This window comes from Streptomyces sp. NPDC051364, from assembly GCF_040682115.1.
Lineage (GTDB): Bacteria > Actinomycetota > Actinomycetes > Streptomycetales > Streptomycetaceae > Streptomyces.
Window position 1 is genome coordinate 37,646 of sequence record NZ_JBFBAH010000041.1, and the last position, 17,688, is coordinate 55,333.

Sequence of the window (17,688 nt, forward strand, 5' to 3'; positions counted from 1 at the left end):
CCGCGCACACCACCGATCATGCGAGGATCCCTGTCATGAACGGCAACGGGGCCCCACCGCGGGTGGGGGAGAGGACCAAGCTGGAGCGGGGCCGCGGCGCCCTCGGCCCGGCGCTGGAGCTCGTCCACACGGGCCGGGCCCCGACCCGCGCCGTCCTGACGGCCGAGCTGGGCGTCACCCGCGCCACCGCCGGGGCCGTCGCCGCCGAGCTGGAGGCGCTCGGCCTGATCCGTGTGGACTCCCGCCCGGGCGGCGCGGGCGGGACCCAGGGCCGCCCCTCGCACCGGCTCTCCATCGACGAGAACGGCCCCGTGGCGCTGGCCGCGCAGGTGCACCCCGACGGCTTCCGGGCCGCGCTGGTCGGCCTCGGCGGCCGGATCGTGGCCACCGCCCCGGGCAAGGTCACCGTCTCCGCGGACCCGGCGCAGGTGCTGGGCGCCGTCGTCGACGCGGGCGCGGCGCTCCTCGCCGACACCGGCCGCCGCTGCATCGGTGCGGGCCTCGCGGTCCCGTCGGCGGTCGCGGAGCCGGACGGTACGGCGCTCAACCCGCTGCACCTGGCCTGGCCGGCCGGGTCTCCCGTACGGGCCGTCTTCGCGGAGTGCGTGAAGGCGGCCGGGATCGACGGCCCGGCGCTCACCGGGAACGACGTCAACCTGGCTGCGCTCGCCGAGCACCGGCACGGCGCGGGCCGCAGCGCCCAGCACCTGCTGTGCGTGGCCACGGGCCACCGCGGGGTGGGTGGCGCTCTGGTGCTGGACGGCCGCCTGCACAGCGGGAGTTCGGGCCTGGCCCTGGAGGTCGGCCACCTCACCGTCAACCCGGAGGGACGGCCCTGCCACTGCGGAGGCCGCGGCTGCCTGGACGTGGAGGCGGACCCGCTGGCCTTCCTGACCGCGGCGGCCCGCACCCCGGGCCCGGAGGTGTCGCTGCTCCAGCAGGCCCGCGACCTGCTGCGCGAGGAGTACGCGGAGCCGGCGGTCCGGGCGGCCGCCGAGGAACTCATCGACCGGCTGGGCCTCGGCCTCGCGGGGCTCGTGAACATCCTCAACCCGGACCGGATCATCCTGGGCGGCCTGCACCGGGAGCTGCTGCACGCGGACCCGGAGCGGCTGCGCGCGGTGGTCGCGGACCGCAGCCTGTGGGGCCGCAGCGGCGGAGTACCGATCCTGCCGTGCACCCTGGACCACAACAGCCTGGTCGGCGCGGCAGAACTGGCCTGGCAGCCGGTGCTGGACGACCCGCTGGGGGCCCTGGGGGCGGCGGCTTAGCAGACACCCCCAGGGCGTCCTGGCCGGGCTCGCCGCCGGGCCGCCGCCGGCGCCCTGGCCTGCCGGCGCCCTGGCAGCGCTGGTGCTGCCGGGGCGCGGGATGCGGCGACGGAACCCTCACCCGGGCCTGGCGCCGACCGACGCGGCCACCGACATGCCGGTCGGGACGGCGCCCGGGTCCACGGCGACGACCACCGCCGGCACGGGTTCTCGTACGGGCATGGATCCGTTGCCGACCGGCCGCTGCTGCGCCGATGCCGCCGGGGCGGCGCGGAGCGAGAACCACACCACCTTGCCGGGGCCGTCGGCCTGGTTGCGCGCGCCCCAGGCCTCGCTGACCGCCGCGACCAGCGCGAGCCCGCGCCCACAGGTCTCCAGGGCGTCCGCGGCCGCCTCCCGCAGGACGGGAAGCCGCGGATCGCTGTCGTACACCGAGACCGTGAGCCGCCCCAGCCGCAGCTCGATCTCGACCGTGCACGTCTTGTCCGGCTGCGCATGGCGGTGGACATTGCTGAGCAGCTCCGTCACGCCGAGCGCAGCCCGGTCTATGAGCGGATCGAGCTGCCAGTGGCGCAGTTGCGCTGAAACGATCCTTCGGATCTGCCCGATCCGGGACGGCAAGGCCTGCAGTTCTACGACGCAGTGCCTGCGGGAATGACTGATCACGGCTGCGACTCCCCGACATGAGTGTTACGGGTGCTGCACCCTCGGTAATGCTCCACCAGGGTCACCCACGGTGCCCGTGTATGCAACCGAACGCGATCGAAAGCGATCCGCATAGATACCCAAAGTGACTGTTTGTGCAGGTGAGGGAGGTACATTGCGAAAGCAGGGGGCGAAGAACCGCATGAAGGAGCAAGGCGCATGAGCACCACCCGTACCTCCGGTACGACGGCTACGACAATCGACGTCGACCGTAGCGACGCGGACTACCGCGCCTGGCTGAAGGAGGCCGTCCGCAAGGTCCAGGCCGACGCCAACCGTTCCGCCGACACCCACCTGCTGCGCTTCCCGCTCCCCGAGGAATGGGGCATCGACCTCTACCTCAAGGACGAGTCCACCCACCCGACGGGCTCCCTCAAGCACCGCCTCGCGCGCTCGCTGTTCCTCTACGCGCTGTGCAACGGCTGGATCCGGCCCGGCCGCCCGGTCATAGAGGCCTCGTCCGGCTCGACCGCCGTCTCCGAGGCGTACTTCGCCAAGCTCATCGGCGTTCCGTTCATCGCCGTCATGCCGCGCACGACGAGCCCGGAGAAGTGCCGCCTCATCGAATTCCACGGCGGGGAATGCCACTTCGTGGACGACTCGATGAAGATGTACGAGGAGTCGGCGGAGCTCGCCGCCCGAACGGGCGGGCACTACATGGACCAGTTCACGTATGCGGAGCGGGCGACGGACTGGCGCGGCAACAACAACATTGCAGAATCGATGTACCAGCAGCTGCAGTTGGAGCGTTACCCCGAGCCTGCGTGGATCGTGGCGACCGCCGGCACGGGCGGCACCTCCGCGACCATCGCGCGCTACGTGCACTACATGCAGCACGACACCCGCGTCTGCGTCCCGGACCCGGAGAACTCCTGCTTCTTCGACGGCTGGACCAACAACGACCCGCACGCGAGCAGCGATTGCGGCTCGCGCATCGAGGGCATCGGCCGGCCGCGGATGGAGCCGAGCTTCGTGCCGGGCGCGATCGACCGGATGATGAAGGTGCCGGATGCGGCGAGCGTCGCCGCGTGCCGGGCGCTGGAGCAGGCCATCGGGCGCAAGGCGGGCGGGTCGACCGGTACGGGTGTGTGGAGCGCCCTGAAGATCATCTCGGAGATGGTGGCCGAGGGGCGCAAGGGCAGCGTGGTCACGCTGCTGTGCGACCCGGGCGACCGCTACCTGGACAAGTACTACTCGGACGAGTGGCTGGCCTCGCAGGGCCTGGACATCGCCCCGTACACGGAGACGCTCGAGACCCTGCTGGCCACGGGCGTCTGGCGCGAGCCGGCGGCCTGACCGGCGGGGACCGCCCGGCGCCCGTGCCGGTGGCGTGTCATGCGCCGCCCGTCGGTCGCTGCGCCGACAGGCGGGCGTCCAGGGCCCGGACCGCCGAGCGGAACGAGTGGCCCAGGCCCGGGCGGGCACCGGTGAGGGCGAGCCGGAAGAGCGCCGGGCCGTCGGCGGCGAAGGTCCAGCGGATCAGGGTGCCGGGTCCCGGCTCGGCGGGAACGAGCCGCCACTCCTCCAACAGGGCGCGCACCCCGGGGGCGTTGGTCTCGTCGACCCGGTACGCGTAGCGCCGCTCGGGATCCGCCGCCATGATCGTCTCCTGGAAGCGGGTCCCGCCCACCAGCCGGACCTCCCGGCCCGCACCCCCGTGCGTCGGCCGGGCCAGGGTCACCGCCCCGAACCAGCGCGGCCAGCCCTCGACCTCCTCGGCCAGGGCCCGGTACACGGCCTCGGGCGATGCCGCCGTCCGCGCGACGAAGCTCAGGCGGATCGGGGCGTCCTCGATGAAGTCCAGCCCCACCGGGCGGAGTCGGCGTGCCATGGGGTGCCTCCTGGGGGTGTGCAGCGGAACGTGTGTGCGCGTGTGGTGCGCGTACCATAGCTGGCGCCCCGTCAGATGTCCGCTGTTTCTTCGCCGCCCCGGCCCCGCCCGCGCGGCCCCTGCGGCCGCGTCTCCCGGGCCGGTCGGTGGCAAGCCCCGGGCCGGAGGATCGCCCGGAGGGGGCCTAGGCACGGGGTCCGTGGCGCGGGATGCTGGAGCTGCGCTGATCTCGCCCCGCTAGCGGAGGCCGCCGTGCCGGACACCCCCAAGCCCCCGCATCCCCTGGCCCTCGAACTCCTCACACCCCCACGGCCCCTGGCCCTGGAACTCCGCGTGCACGGAGTCCACGGCGCACCCCCCGACGAGCTGCTCGGCGACCCGCGCACCGTCCGGATCACCGGGGACTCGACCGCCGCCGTGTTCCGCCGCGCCGCGGACGCCGACGCCGAGGACCATCCCGAGTGGTACGCCGGCCGGCCCGTGGTCGAGGCCTACTGCTGGTCCCGGCTCACCTCCGGCAACGGCGCCCGCGCCCTGTGGCTGCTGCTCCTGCCCTTCATGGTGGTCAACCTCGCCCACTGGGCCCGGCCGGCCGCGCCCGCCACAGGTCCGGCGCCGCGCGGGGTACGGACGTACGGGGTCCTCGTACGGGTCCTCGCCCTCAGCCTCACCCTGCTGCTCATCGCGGCCGCCTGCGAGGTCTCGCTCGACCTCCTCGCCTGGCAGTGCGCGGGATCCACGGGCTGCACCGGCTCCCGTTCCTGGCTCGGGTTCCTCGAACCCGGCGGCTGGTGGGGCCAGCCCGGGCGACGGCTCGCCCTCGGCGCGCTGGTCCCGGCCGCGCTGACCGGGCTGCTGTGGTTCCTGTCGAACCGCACGTGGAGCGCGTACGAGTCCCAGCCACCGCCCGCGGACACGGCCGCCCCTGCAGCCGCCGCGGGCACTGCGCCCGCCCTCGGCCGCCCCGGATTCTGGTACGGGCGGCGCATCGTGGCCCGGCTGCGCGCCGCGCACACCGCCGCCGGGCTGCTCACCGTCGCGGCCGCCGTCGCCGTACCCACCGCCCGCTACGACCGCCGCGTCGGCACCCCAGCGCTCGAGGCCCTCGGCTGGGCCGTGGAGGTGCTGCTCGCCGCCGGGGCCGTCGCCGTCGCCTGGGTCGTCTGCCGGCGCGGCCGCACCGAGGCCCGCGCCGACCACCGCCTCGACCGCGCCGCCGTCACCCTGCTGCCCGGCTCCGCCCTCGCGCTGCTCGCCGCCGCCCTGCTGTACGCCGGCTGGTCCCGCCCCGGGTGGACCTCCGCCGGGCGGCTCCCCGGCGACTTCGCCTTCGGCGCGCTCATGCTCGGCCAGGGCTGCTGCGTCCTGTTCCTCGCCGCCGTCGCCGTCCGCCTGTACCGGCTGGCCCCGGACCAGGCGACCGCCCTGTACGGCCTCGGTGGCCCCGCCATCGCCATGCTCGGCTGCGCCCTCGGCGGGGTGATGTCCGGCGGCGTCGCCCAGCGGGTCGCCGACTGGCTGGACGGAGCGGGAGCCACCGGACCGGCCGGTGCTCCGCTGCCCGCGCCGCCCGTGCTGCTGTCCTGGCAGGCCGCCGTACTGCCCCCGCTGATCCTCGTACTGGCCCTGCTCGCCGCCTGGTTCGCCGTACGCGGGATCCGCGCCCGGCGCAGGCTCGCCGCCGGGGTGGCCGCCGAGTACCCGGGGGAGCCGCCCGACGAGGACCGCAGCCGCCGGATCGCCGGGGCCCGGGCCGCCGCCGCGCTCACCGATTCCGCGCCCTGGTTCGTGGCCGCCATCTCCGGGATCACCTTGCTGCTCGGCGCGGGCGCCCTCGCCGGAGCCTGGATCAGCGGCCGGGTCCCGGGCGAGGCCGCCCGTGGCGCCCACCCGCTGCTGGAGACCGCCGCGCGGGCCGCGCAGGACGCCGGGTCCTGGCTGATCGGCCTCGGCTTCATCCTGTTCGTCACCTGGGGCCGCCGCGCCTACCGGGATCCCGCCGCCCGCCGCACCATCGGGGTGCTGTGGGACGTCGGCACCTTCTGGCCGCGCGCCGCCCACCCGTTCGCGCCGCCCTGCTACGCCGAGCGCGCCGTCCCCGACCTGACCTGGCGGATGACCGGCTGGACCGGTCGCACCGGCGGCCGCCTGGTGATCTCCGGCCACTCCCAGGGCAGCGTCCTCGCGGCGGCCGCCGTCTGGCAACTGCCGCCGCAGGTCCGCCGCCGGGTCGCCCTGCTCACGTACGGCTCCCCGCTCCGGCGGCTGTACGGGCGCTGGTTCCCGGCGTACTTCGGGCCGGGCCCGCTCGGCGCGCTGCACGGCGACGTCGACTGCTGGCGCAACCTCTGGCGCGCCACCGACCCGATCGGCGGCCCGGTCCTCGCTCAGGCCGGCGACACCACCCGCGCGGACTGCCCGCCGGGCAAGGCAAGCCCCCACGGCCCCGCAGGCCCGTCCGCCCCGGCCGACTCCGTGGACCGGGGGCCGCTCGCCGACCCGCTCGCCTACGGGCGCAGCGCCCGCCACCCGCTGCCCGCGCCGATTCTCGGCCACTTCGACTACCAGGCCGACCCCGCCTTCGCCGCCGAACGCGATGCCCTCCTGGCCCGGTTGGCGGGGCCCGCCCGCCGCGCCCGGTCGGCCGCACCGGCAGAGCCGCCCGCGGGCGGCGGCACATCGGCCACACCCGCCGTGCCGGCCCCCAGGGTCAGCAAGGAGCCGGCAGCGCAGGCAGAGCCGGAAGATCCTCCGGGAACAGCAGGGTGAGCTCGTCCGTGCCCGGATCCGACAGTTGCGCCACCCGGCCCGCATGCCGCTCGACCATCGACTCGAAGGTCTGCCGGGCCGTGCGGCCGTTGCCGAACGCCGGGCCCTTGGGCAGCTCCGTGAAGTACGTCAGCAGCGCTTTGGCCGTGCCCTCGCCGAGCCGGTACTCGTGCTCCTCCGCCTGCTGCTCCACGATCCGCAGCAGCTCCTGCGGCCCGTAGTCGCCGAAGGTGATGGTCCGGGAGAACCGCGAGGCCACACCCGGATTGACGGTCAGGAAGCGGTCCATCTCCGCCGTGTACCCGGCGACGATCACCACGACCGCGTCCCGGTGGTCCTCCATCAGCTTCACGAGGGTGTCGATCGCCTCGCGCCCGAAGTCCCGGCCCGAGTCCTCCGGCGCCAGCGCGTACGCCTCGTCGATGAACAGCACCCCGCCGCGCGCCCGCTCGAAGGCCTCCTGCGTACGGATAGCCGTGGAGCCGATGTGCTCACCGACCAGGTCCACACGGGACACCTCGACCAGGTGCCCGCTCTCCAGGACCCCGAGGGAGGCCAGGATTTCCCCGTAGAGCCGGGCCACCGTCGTCTTGCCGGTGCCGGGGGAGCCGGTGAACACCAGATGGCGGCGCACCGAGGCGGCCTTGAGGCCCGCCTGCTGCCGTCGCCGGCCCACCTCGATCATGTCGGTGAGCGCCCGCACCTCGCGCTTGACGCTCTCCAGGCCCACCAGAGCGTCGAGCTGGCCCAGCACCTCGCCGGAGCCGCGCGCCGCCGACGACCCCCGGTCCGCCTCCTCCACCGGGCGCGGAGCGGGCACCTGCGCCGCATGCGCCGCAGGGCTCTGGACCGCGCCGACCGTACGGATGCCCGCGCGCTCACCGGCGAGAGCCCCGGCTGCGGCCGACTGGGCGGCGAGCCGCGACCCGGACTCGTCGCTCGTGCACTCCTCGGCGAGGGGGCCGTCCTCCGAGAACTCGTAACCCCCGCGCGCGCAGCGCTCGGTGTGGCAGCCGGTCAGCGTGGTGCGGCAGCCGTCGATGATGTGGAAGCCGAAGCCGGAGCTGCCCGTCACCCGGCAGGAATGGAACGTTCCGCGACCGCCCGCCGACACGTAGAACCCGGCCTCGGACGGGGAGCTCACCGTGCACCGCTCCAGCGCGGGATCGGCGCCCTTGGTGACGATCACCCCCGTCTGGACCGCGTCGATCGTGCAGTTGGCGAGGATGCCGCCGCTTCCGTGGTCGCGGAACCAGGCCCCTGTCGCCGCCTCCCGGATCCTGCAGTCGTCGACCTGTGCGGTCGCCCCGTCGCTCACCGAGACGGCGGTGTTGCGCACCTGGGACAGATCGCTGTCGACGACGTCGGCGCGTGAACCCCGGTCCAGCACGAACACCGCGTCCGGCACGTCGTGCACCCGGCACGAGTTCAGGGAGGCCGTGGCCCCGTCGCTGATCCACACCGCCGGATAGTCGCCCGTGCTGTCGTGGATCTCGCAGGACTCGGCATCCACCCGGGTACCCGGATCCCACACCGACAGACCGTTGCGGCCGAACCGTCGGACGGTGGTGCGGCTGAGCGTGAGCACCGAACGGGAGCGCAGGTCCACCGCGTTCTCCGGGATGTCGTGGATATCGCAGCCGGCAAGGGTGAGCACCGCGTCCGTGTCGAGGGTGACCCCGTCCGTCGAGGTGCGGTGCACCGCGCAATCGGTGAGCCGGGCCGCCGCGCGCGCGGCGATCTGCACACCGGTGCCCTTGATCTCGTACACCTCGCAGCCCAGCGCCTCCAGCCCCGAACCCTCGCCGGTGACCGCGATGCCCGCGCCCGACGCATGGTGGATCCGGCAGCGCTCCAGACGCGGATGCCCGCCGCCCCGGACGGAGACCCCGGCCTGTCCGGCAGCCACCACCTCGCACTCCTCGAACACCCCACCGCCACCGTCCAGTACGGCGATGCCGACGCCCGCCGGGTTCTCCACCGTGCACCGCCGCACCAGCGGGCGGGCCCCGCCGCGCACCTCGATGCCGGCCGCCGAGCGGGTGCTCACCCGGAGATCGGTGAGCTCGGGGGAGCCCTCCTCGACGAGCAGCGCGGGCGCGGCCCGGTCCTGCCCCTCCAGGTGCAGGTCCTGGACCACGGCCGAGGCGCGCACCGTCAGCGCGACCCCGTCGAGCGGGGCGATCCGCACCGAACCGACCGAGCCCTCCGGCCCGCGCAGGGTGACGGCATGGTGCAGCACCAGGTTCTCCCGGTAGGTGCCGGGGGCGATGGACAGCACGTCCCCGTCGCCTGCGACGGCGAGCGCGGCGGCCAGCGTCGGATACTCACCGGAGCGGCGCCGCCACCGCGAAGCCCCGCCGTGCGTCACCTGGACCGCGCCCTGTGCCATGGTGCTGTCGTGCCCCCGCTCTCGTACTCGCGCTGTCGAAGCGACTGAAACCACCGCTGCCGCCCACCGCAGTGGCGGCGACCGACTCCGGCCGCTCCACCGTAGCGCGCGCGGGGCCGGTGAGATGCCAGGTCAGCTGCCCGCACCCGCCCGGCCCCAGTCCGGTCCCGCCGCCGCCCACGCACGGTCCAGGCGTATGTACCGACGGTGTATGAGCCTTCGTACGACGAGCCGGCGGACCGTCTCCACCAGTGCAGCCGCGCCGAGAGCGGCGGCCAGGCCCACCACCGCCGCGTGGGCACTCGCCGAGGCCCCGTCGAGCGGACGCCCCACGAGCCTGCCCTGCGTATCGGTCCAGATCCGGAACCGGTCCCCTGCCTGCGGCGGTTCCTCCGCGGCCGGCACCGTGCCCTGGTGACTGCTTCCGTCGGGCGCCGTCCACGACGCCACGATCTGCGTGCGCTGCGGGCTCTGCCGCTGCGCCGAAGGATCAGCGCCCGCCCCCGCGCCCGAGGCCGGCTCGGCGGCCGGCCGCACCACCACGGCCGGGACGAGGTACCGCTCCTGGCGCTGCTCGCGCGCGGCCCGCTGCAGCGTGCCGTCCACCTCCAGGCCTGCGACCGTGCCGACGGCCGGAGCCACCAACAGGACGCACACCAGCGCGGCGAACGCCACCCACGCCTCGAAGAGATCTGTAGGCCGGCGCAGCGGATTGCGCCGCCAACGCCACACACCCATGGCTGTCCACACGGTCCGGCACCCCCTTTGCCTCCGTCTGTCTGCGGTCCAAGCCTCCCGCATGCCCCGGCAACGCGCATTCCGGGACGCGCGGCAGTCGTGTCACCCGATCCGGTGCACGAAGTCACGGAAGCCGAAGCCGAACTCCCGCACCTTCCCGCCACACCTGTCGAATGCACCAACGGCCCGCCCACGGTGCTTGGTTCCAGCGTTCCCCCAGAGCCCCTCGAATGTGTCATTCCGAGGGGCTGCCGCACGCTCACTCCAGGACGCGGACCTCGTCGCCCACCCGCACCGTGCCCACCCGCACCGGAACCAGCTGCCGCCCGAAGGCCAGCGACTTGCCGATCCGCCGGTGCCGGGCCAGGGTCTTGAGCGGTTCCTTGCCGCGCTCCGCCGTCGCCTGGTCGGTGGTCGTGACGATGCACCGCCCGCACTCCCGGACCCCGCGGAAGACGGCGTCGCCGATCGCGATGCGCCGCCAGCCGTCCTCCGCCCATGCCTCGGCGCCGGCGACCACCACACTCGGGCGGAAACGGTTCATCGGCAGCGGACCCTCCTCGGGATGGTCCCCCTGCGCGATCAGCGAGTTCAGCGCGTCCAGCGACGCGAGGGTCACGAGCAGCACCGGATAGCCGTCGGCGAGGCTCACCGTCTCGCCCGGCAGCGCGTACTCCGGGTCGACGGGCCGCCGCACGGCAGGGTCGTCCATGTGCACCAGCCGCGCCGGAACCCCCAGGTAGGCGCTGAACCAGCCGGCCGCGGCGCTCGCGGCGACCACGGTCTCGACCTTCTTGCCGAACAGCACGACCGGCTCCAGCGGACCCGGCTCCGGCACCTCCACGACCAGCTCGGCCATGCCCGGAGCCGACAGCGCGACGGCGCCTCCGTCCAGCGGACGCGCCGCGGCCAACGCCAGCCGGGGCTGCTGGCGTTGGGTGATGACCGTGCCCTCGGTGTCGACGAGCGCCCACCGCCGGTCCCCGGACAGACCCCAGGGCTCCACGACCACCTCGTCGGGAGCTGTCCCCGCTACCGACTTGACGGGATGGACGTGGAGCGCCTGGACATACAAATTCGCCATGGGAGCATCCTGCCAGGAGCTCCCACGCACGCTCCGACGAGCGTCAGCGGGCCCGTCAGTAGCCACGCCCCTGGTACGGGCGGCCGTACGGGTCCTCGTACGAGGCGGCCGGAACCGGAGCCGGAACCGGAACCTGCATCGGGCGCGGTGCGGCCGGACGCATCGCCTCGTACCCGGTGCCCGTGGCCACCGGTCGCGGCTGCTGCGGCTGCGCCTGCTGCATGTAGCCCGCGCGGGCCACGGCGGGCTGCTGCTGCGGGATGTACGGAGCGGGCGCGTTCTGCAGCGGCATCGGCGCGGGCGCCGCCTGCTGCTGGTACGGGGGGTACCCGTACGCCGGGGCTTGCTGCTGCGGCATGGCCGGGGGCAGCGCGGGCATGGACGAGGCGAGGGCCGGGAGGTACCCACCGCTCGAATAGCCGGCGCTCGGGGAGTCGTACGCGGCCGGAACGCGGATCGGGGCGATCTGCGGGGTGCCGCGTTCGGCGACGAGGGAGTCGTAGATGGGGGTGTCCGGGAAGGAGGGCGCGGAGTAGTAACCGCCGCCATAAGTGGAGCGGGGGGAGGTCATGGGACCTAAGTTAAGCCCACGACTTCACCGGGTCCATAGCGAGGTGTGACGAACACCGCCCTGACCTGCATATTCCCAGGTCAGAGCCACACCCTTCACTTCTCGTTCATGTGCACGTTTCGCCACTTCCGCCCCGGGTTGTTCCTACTCGTACTCACCGGTTGGGTGTTGCACCGACTTGCTGCTGACGCAGCGTCACAACACGGTGACCTGGTATGACATCGGCACGGGCAGCAGTCCGCCGTTTCAGGCATCACTCGGACGGGCATAGGTTCGGCCCTTCCACGCCGCGCCGCGGCCCCGGTAGTGCTGGACGGCCGAGTCGACCGTCATCAGGAGGTACAGGAGGGCCGTGAGCGGAAGCAGCGGAGCCAGCACGGCCGGCTGGCGGTAGTAGCGCAGCATCGGCAGATAGGTTCCGGCCATCAGCAGCCAGGCGAGGGCGCCGGCCCACGCGGTGGCGGCGTGCCCGGTGGCCAGACCTGCGAGGAGGGCGACCGGGGGGACGAGGTAGACGAGCACGAGCCCGGCCACCGTCCCGGCCAGCAGCAGCGGCCGGTGGCGCAGTTGCGTGTACGCACTGCGCGAGATCATCCGCCACAGGTCGGCGAGCGCGGGGTACGGGCGCACGCTGTCCACCCGCTCCGCGAGCCCCAGCCAGATCCGGCCGCCCGAACGCCGCACGGCACGGGCGAGGGAGACGTCGTCGATGACGGCCTGCCGGATCGACTCCGGCACGCCCGCCCGTACGGCGGCCTCGGTACGCAGCAGGACGCAGCCGCCGGCCGCGGCGGCGGTCCGGCCGGTCGGGCGGTTGATCCGGCGGAAGGGGTAGAGCTGGGCGAAGAAGTACACGAAGGCCGGTACGACGAGCCGCTCCCAGAGGCTGACAACACGGAGGCGGGCCATCAGCGAGACGAGGTCGAGCTCGGCGGTCGTCGCGGCCGCGACCAGCTCACGCAGGCTGTCGGGCTCGTGCGCGATGTCGGCATCGGTGAGGAGCAGGTACTCGGGCTCGGTGGCGTGAGCGGTCCGGGCGAGCGCGATGCCGTGCCGCAGCGCCCACAGCTTCCCGGTCCAGCCGGGTTCCGGCTCGCCGGGGGAGACGACGGTGAGGGGCAGCCCCGGCTGCTCCCGGGCCAGCCGCAGGGCGAGGGCGCCGGTGCCGTCGGTACTGCCGTCGTCGACCAGGATGACCTCGGCTTCGCCGGGATAGTCCTGGGCGATGAGCGAGGGCAGGCTGTACGGCAGCACCCCGGCCTCATCCCGGGCCGGGACGATGATGGCGACGGAGGGCCAGCGGGCGGGGGCGCTGCGCGGAGGGAGCCGGACGTCGGTCCGCCAGAACATGCCCTGGGCGAACGTGAGCCAGATCCAGACGACGAGGGATGCGCAGGCGGCGCAGAGAAGGCCCATACGGGCAGTCTGCCGAACCCCGCGGAACGTGTCCCGCATTCGGGCGGGGTGGGGGTGGCGGGGGTCGAGCGGGCGGGGTGGGGGGCGGGAGCGTAGGAGGGTGGGGTCCGTCGACTCGGGGTCGGAGGAGCTGGTCGGGGAGGCGGGGCTGGAGGGTGGGTCCGTCGAGCCGGGTCGGAGAGGCGCGGCGGAGGGGTGGGGGTGAGGTTCGTGTGCGCGGGGTCGGGAGGGTTGGTCGGGACGTGCGGGCCGGTCCGTGTACTCGGCGACGGAAACGTCGATCGGGAGGACGGGGTCGGGGTCTGTCGGCTCGGGGCCGGGGGAGTGTCCGGGGGCGTCCCGTCAGTCCACTGTCCTTCCGTGTCGTGCCGGCCCGTGAAGGGCGCTCCTTCGTCGCGTCGATTCGCGATGTCGCTGCGCTCCACCCTTGACTGCCCGGCCCGCCCCAGAATGCCAAAGACTGTTGGGAAGCCCCCGAAGGATGGCCGAGGGGTTCAGGGTTCCGATCAGCCCCGATCAGAGATGCCGAGCAGGGGCCCCCGTCCATCCGCACCCAGCCCACCAGGACCACCGAGCCAGGCCGGTGACACGGCCGCGGGGAGGGGAAGGCCTCCCTCAAGGGCCCATATGCACCCTTTCCGGACCCTGGCAGGGTCAACCTGCACCAGACAGCGATGAGATGACGATGCGGTGCCGGTTGGGCCGTGGACGCATCAAATCGCTACTTGCTTCTCATCGCTTGTCGTCCGGCGGCCGTCTGGGGCTGGACATAGGCCGCCCAGACGCCTCCCATGGGCAGGTTTCCGGGCGTCTGCACGCCATTTGGGGCGAAAAGCCGGTGAGAGGGAGCCTGATGCCGGATTTCTCAACCCCTCACTCCGGCAGGGCGCCTTCCGGCACGCAGCTGGAGAACAAAAGGGGCAAACGACCCGCTGTCGCATGCCGGGCTGCCCCTGTGCCGGTCGCGGGCGGCTTATGAGCGGCCACAGACGGCCGCCGGACGCCAAGCCGGGCGGAGCACGTAGCGACCTGACGCGCCTGCGGGCCCAGGCCTACCGGCATGGGCATCTGGTCGCTGTCTGGTGCGGCTTGACCCTGCCCGGGTCCGGAAAGGGTGTCCTGTGGGCCCTCGAGGGAGGCGTGGCCTCCCCGCGGCGCAATCGCCGACGCGGCTCGATGCTCCTGGTGAGCGGACTCCGGATGACAGGGGCTGCCGGTCAGGATCTGTGATGGGCCCTCATCGGAACATGAACCCCCTGACCGTTCCTGCGGGGGCTTCCCGGCAGTCTTATGGCATTCCGGGGCGGGCCGGTCGGTCAAGGGTGGCCGAAGGCCATCGCGTAGCGACGCGACGAAGGAGCGCCCTTGACGGGCCGGCGCGACACGGAAGGACAGTGGACTGCCGGGAAGCCCCCGGACACTCCACCGACGCCGACTCGACAGGCCGCCCGCCCGCCGCCCCCCGCCCCGGCCATCCCGCCTCCGCGGGCCTCGCCCGCCGGCGTCCCCGAGTGGCACGTCGACGCTGCGTGCGCGGACCCGGCGGCTCAGGTCCCGTCGTGCCCGGTAGTCCGGTTGGCTGGCCTCGTCGCTCTGTCCCGTTTGTGGTGGCGGCCTCCCGTCGACGGGATCCAGCCGCTCAGGTCCCGCCGCGCCGGCACCCCCGGTCGCCTGGTCCTTGCGGCCCCCACCCCCGGTTCGCCCGGCACTCCCGGCCGGCCGGTCCCCTCCGGCCCCCGCCCCGCCAGCCCACCCCCGCCCACCTGGCCCCGCCCCACCCTCGCCCCGACCCCACCCCACCCCCCCCGGATTGGGGGTTTTCCGGGGGGCTTCGATTAAGGTGACCAGGTGAAGATCGCCCTCATGGACTCCGGAATCGGCCTCCTCGCGGCGGCTGCCGCGATGCGGCGGCTGCGGCCCGACGTCGATCTGGTCCTCTCCTGCGACCCCGACGGCATGCCCTGGGGGCCGCGTACCCCCGCCGATCTGACCGGGCGCGCCCTCGGTGTCGCCCAGGCCGCCGCCGGGCACCGGCCGGACGCGCTGATCGTGGCCTGCAACACCGCCTCCGTGCATGCCCTGCCGACGCTGCGGGCCGAGCTCGAGCCCGGGATCCCGGTGATCGGTACCGTGCCGGCGATCAAGCCCGCCGCCGCCGCGGGCGGGCGCGTCGCCATCTGGGCCACACCCGCCACCACCGGCAGTCCGTACCAGCGCGGGCTGATCCGCGACTTCGCCGCCGGGGCCCGGGTCACCGAGGTGCCCTGCCCGGGACTCGCCGACGCCGTAGAGGCGGGGGACGGCACCGCCGTCGCCGTCACCGCGGCCGTTGCCGCAGCCGCCGCGCTGACCCCGGCCGACGTCACCGACGTCGTCCTCGGCTGCACGCACTACGAACTCGTCGAAGCCGCCATCCGGGCCGCCCTGGCCGAGCGGACCGGCGGCGCCGACCTCCGCTTCCACGGCTCCGCCGAGCCCGTTGCCGTACAGGCGCTGCGCCGCCTCGGCGTCCTCCCCGAGCCGGGCCTGCCCCGTACCGGAACCCTGACCGTCCTGCTCAGCGGGCAGGAGGGGGCGCTCCCCGCTGCCGCGCTCGGGTACGCCGAAGGGCGGCTGCTCGCGGAAGAGGGCGCGGCCGTCGGGCGATGAGGGGGCGATGACCCCGCAGGACCTCGAGCTCGTCGCGGCCGCCACCGATCTGGCCCGGACTCGCTGTCACGGCGAGGATCACACCGTGGCGGCGGTGGCCCGCGCCCGTGACGGCCGGACCGTCGGGGGCGTGAACGTGTACCACTTCACCGGAGGCCCCTGCGCCGAGCTCGTCGTCCTCGGCGCGGCCGTCGCGCAGGGCATCCGCGCGCTCGACACGATCGTCGCCGTCGGGGACCGCGAACGCGGAGTGCTCCCGCCGTGCGGCCGCTGCCGCCAGGTGCTCCTCGACCTCCACCCGCGGCTTCGGGTGATCCTCGGGTCAGGCGGCGCGCTGAGGGCCGTGCCCGTGGCGGATCTGCTCCCCGAGCGCTACGTCCGCCCCGCGAGCGACTGAGCGAGCGCGCGCAGCGCGTCCGCGTCCAGTACCCGGTCCCCGAACCCGGGCAGCGGTACGTGCAGCGGAGCGGTCCACTCCGGCGGGATCGCCGCCTGCCCGTAGCGTGCCCCCGCCAGGATGCCCGTGACCGCCGCCACCGTGTCGGTGTCCCCGCCCAGGTCCACGGCGGCCCGTACGGCCTCGGCGAACGCGGTGGTCGTCCGCAGCGCCCACACGGCCGAGCCCAGACAGGGCCAGACCGCTCCGTTGAACTCGGTGGCCAGCCCCGGATGCCAGTCGGGGCCGAGGACGAGCCCGTACCGCTCGCGGTGGTCGGGGTGCACCGCTGCGAGCGTCTCGGGGAGGGCGGCCAGCGGATCGCCCCCGTCGAGAGTCACCCGTACGAGCTCGTGCAGCACGGCCGTGCCCTCCCAGGCGGCCCGGTCGCCGTGCGTCAGCGCGGCGATCCGCCGGGCGGCGTCCATCGTGCCCTCCCGCCCGGCGGCGGCGAAGTACACCGCCGAGGTGGAGGCCCGCATCAGGGAACCGTTGCCCGCCGCCCGCGCGTTGATCTGGAAGTGCAGTGCGGCGGCCAGGTCCCAGGCCTCGCCGTTGGTCAGCACGTCCTCCGTCTGGAGCCCGATGTCCTTGGGCGCGTCGGCCGCCCAGCGCTGGAACCGCCCGAAGATGTCGGGGAGTTCGAGACCGTGCTCCAGCAGGGACTCGCCGACCAGCACGGCCATCTGCGTGTCGTCGGTCGCCTCGCCCGGGTCCCAGCCGCCGCCCCCGCGCATCTCCTCGCCGCGCGCGGTCAACTCGCCGGCGGGCCCGAACTCGTAGGGTGCGCCGAGCGCGTCACCGACGGCCGAGCCCAGAACGGCGCCCACGGCACGGTCGACTCGAGTGATCACGGTTCCTCCTCGGACGGTTCGGGGCATACGCAGACCAGTAGACCGCGTGCGAAGCCTGCCAGGTCGTCGAGGCCGGCGGCGGCGAGGGTGCCCGGGGCCCCGGTCAGCAGGTGCGGGAGCGCGCCGTGCAGCGCGAGGGTGAGGGTGCGGGCCCGGTCCGGTCCGGCCGGCAGCCCGGCCGCGTGCAGCAGGTGTGCGTGCCCGGATCCGCCGCCCCGACGGCAAGGTGCTGGCCGCCCTGCCGCTCGAACGGATCGAGCGCAAGGCCGGCCGCCCCGAACTCCTCATCTCCCGCTCGTACTTGATCGACGCCCTGCTCGTCGAGCTCGACCGGCTCGGCGGCACGCAGATCGCGTACGGGCAGCGGCTGACCGACCCGGACGGGCTCGACGCCGACCGCGTCGTTGGCGCCGACGGCATCAACAGCGCCGTGCACACCGCCCGTTTCGGCACGGCCGTCGGCCCGCGCCCCGTCGGTACCGTCGCCTGGATCGGCATCGCCGGATACGAGACCGGTGTGTACGGCGAGACATGGGGTGCGGGCCGCTTCTTCGGGATGACCCCCGTCGAACCAACTGGTACGCCACCGTCCCCGAGACCGCCGCGACAGCGGCCGCCACCCCCGAGGCGGCCGCCGAACAGCTGCGTACCGCGTTCGCCGGCCGGCACGACCCCATCGCGCAGGTCCTCGCCGGCACCGATCCGGCGACCTGGATCCGGTACGAGCTGCGCCACCTCCATCCGGCGCTGCCCACGTTCGTCGACGGCGGCCGTACCGCCCTGGTCGGCGACGCGGCCCACGCCATGACCCCTCACCTCGGCCAGGGCGCCTGCACCGCCCTCCTCGACGCCGAGGCCCTAAGCGACGCTTAGCCCACGCTTACGGCCTCGGGGGTAATTGAGATCGGGACGCGTCGGCTTGGCGGTTTGGCTGGCGGATGATCAGCAGGTAGTCGTGTGCACGAGTACCAG

Annotated in this window: 13 protein-coding genes and 2 pseudogenes; 6 read left to right on the forward strand and 9 right to left on the reverse strand. The window is 74.1% G+C overall.

The genetic code is table 11. The annotated features are described in order from the left end of the window. Positions 1-35 precede the first annotated feature (35 nt). Positions 36-1,271, forward strand: a complete 1,236-nt coding sequence (locus tag AB0M76_RS39310) for an ROK family protein (RefSeq protein WP_365957528.1) — start codon at positions 36-38, stop codon at positions 1,269-1,271. Positions 1,272-1,388: 117 nt separating this feature from the next. Here AB0M76_RS39310 and AB0M76_RS39315 read toward each other — a convergent pair whose 3' ends face one another. Further along, positions 1,389-1,937 (reverse strand): ATP-binding protein, encoded by a 549-nt coding sequence (locus AB0M76_RS39315; protein ID WP_365957529.1) that lies wholly within the window; start codon positions 1,935-1,937, stop codon positions 1,389-1,391. Positions 1,938-2,135: 198 nt separating this feature from the next. Here AB0M76_RS39315 and AB0M76_RS39320 point away from each other — a divergent pair, with 198 nt between their 5' ends. Continuing rightward, positions 2,136-3,272 (forward strand): PLP-dependent cysteine synthase family protein, encoded by a 1,137-nt coding sequence (locus AB0M76_RS39320; RefSeq protein ID WP_365957530.1) that lies wholly within the window; start codon positions 2,136-2,138, stop codon positions 3,270-3,272. A 37-nt stretch (positions 3,273-3,309) separates the two neighbouring features. Here the strand turns inward: AB0M76_RS39320 and AB0M76_RS39325 are convergent, their stop codons facing one another. Continuing rightward, a complete protein-coding gene (locus AB0M76_RS39325) occupies positions 3,310-3,807 on the reverse strand; it encodes an SRPBCC family protein (RefSeq protein ID WP_365957531.1) in 498 nt (165 codons plus the stop codon). Between the two features lie 282 nt (positions 3,808-4,089). On the opposite strand from AB0M76_RS39325, the gene AB0M76_RS39330 reads away from it, so the two are divergent. After that, positions 4,090-6,576 carry a hypothetical protein gene (locus tag AB0M76_RS39330; RefSeq protein ID WP_365957545.1) on the forward strand — a complete coding sequence of 829 codons (2,487 nt, stop codon included), beginning with the start codon at positions 4,090-4,092 and terminating at the stop codon, positions 6,574-6,576. On the opposite strand, the gene AB0M76_RS39335 is transcribed toward AB0M76_RS39330, so the two are convergent. The 5 genes from AB0M76_RS39335 to AB0M76_RS39355 all read right to left on the reverse strand — a co-directional run bounded on the left by AB0M76_RS39335 (position 6,518) and on the right by AB0M76_RS39355 (position 12,777). Then, the gene (locus AB0M76_RS39335) at positions 6,518-8,968 is read right to left on the reverse strand and encodes a right-handed parallel beta-helix repeat-containing protein (protein WP_365957533.1); all 2,451 of its coding nucleotides are present in this window, start codon (positions 8,966-8,968) and stop codon (positions 6,518-6,520) included. The genes AB0M76_RS39330 and AB0M76_RS39335 overlap by 59 nt on opposite strands. Positions 8,969-9,100: 132 nt before the next feature. Then, positions 9,101-9,718 carry a hypothetical protein gene (locus tag AB0M76_RS39340; RefSeq protein ID WP_365957534.1) on the reverse strand — a complete coding sequence of 206 codons (618 nt, stop codon included), beginning with the start codon at positions 9,716-9,718 and terminating at the stop codon, positions 9,101-9,103. A 247-nt stretch (positions 9,719-9,965) separates the two neighbouring features. Then, positions 9,966-10,790 carry an MOSC N-terminal beta barrel domain-containing protein gene (locus AB0M76_RS39345; RefSeq protein WP_365957536.1) on the reverse strand — a complete coding sequence of 275 codons (825 nt, stop codon included), beginning with the start codon at positions 10,788-10,790 and terminating at the stop codon, positions 9,966-9,968. A gap of 55 nt (positions 10,791-10,845) precedes the next feature. After that, the gene (locus tag AB0M76_RS39350) at positions 10,846-11,361 is read right to left on the reverse strand and encodes a DUF6643 family protein (protein ID WP_365957538.1); all 516 of its coding nucleotides are present in this window, start codon (positions 11,359-11,361) and stop codon (positions 10,846-10,848) included. Between the two features lie 246 nt (positions 11,362-11,607). After that, the gene (locus AB0M76_RS39355; RefSeq protein ID WP_365957539.1) at positions 11,608-12,777 is read right to left on the reverse strand and encodes a glycosyltransferase; all 1,170 of its coding nucleotides are present in this window, start codon (positions 12,775-12,777) and stop codon (positions 11,608-11,610) included. Positions 12,778-14,625: 1,848 nt separating this feature from the next. Between AB0M76_RS39355 and AB0M76_RS39360 the strand changes: the two genes are divergently transcribed. Both AB0M76_RS39360 and AB0M76_RS39365 read left to right on the forward strand, forming a co-directional pair. Continuing rightward, positions 14,626-15,426 carry an aspartate/glutamate racemase family protein gene (locus tag AB0M76_RS39360; protein WP_365957540.1) on the forward strand — a complete coding sequence of 267 codons (801 nt, stop codon included), beginning with the start codon at positions 14,626-14,628 and terminating at the stop codon, positions 15,424-15,426. A gap of 7 nt (positions 15,427-15,433) precedes the next feature. Further along, positions 15,434-15,823, forward strand: a complete 390-nt coding sequence (locus tag AB0M76_RS39365) for a cytidine deaminase (RefSeq protein WP_365957541.1) — start codon at positions 15,434-15,436, stop codon at positions 15,821-15,823. On the opposite strand, the gene AB0M76_RS39370 is transcribed toward AB0M76_RS39365, so the two are convergent. Continuing rightward, complete coding sequence (locus tag AB0M76_RS39370) at positions 15,799-16,713, reverse strand: ADP-ribosylglycohydrolase family protein (RefSeq protein WP_365957546.1); 915 nt, start codon at positions 16,711-16,713, stop codon at positions 15,799-15,801. The genes AB0M76_RS39365 and AB0M76_RS39370 overlap by 25 nt on opposite strands. After that, positions 16,713-16,898 (reverse strand): annotated as a pseudogene (locus AB0M76_RS39375) (TetR/AcrR family transcriptional regulator); the annotation flags it as partial. The gene AB0M76_RS39370 and the pseudogene AB0M76_RS39375, both read right to left, overlap by 1 nt. 14 nt (positions 16,899-16,912) lie before the next feature. On the opposite strand from AB0M76_RS39375, the pseudogene AB0M76_RS39380 reads away from it, so the two are divergent. Continuing rightward, a pseudogene (locus tag AB0M76_RS39380) lies at positions 16,913-17,586 on the forward strand (FAD-dependent monooxygenase); the annotation flags it as partial. Positions 17,587-17,688 lie beyond the last annotated feature (102 nt).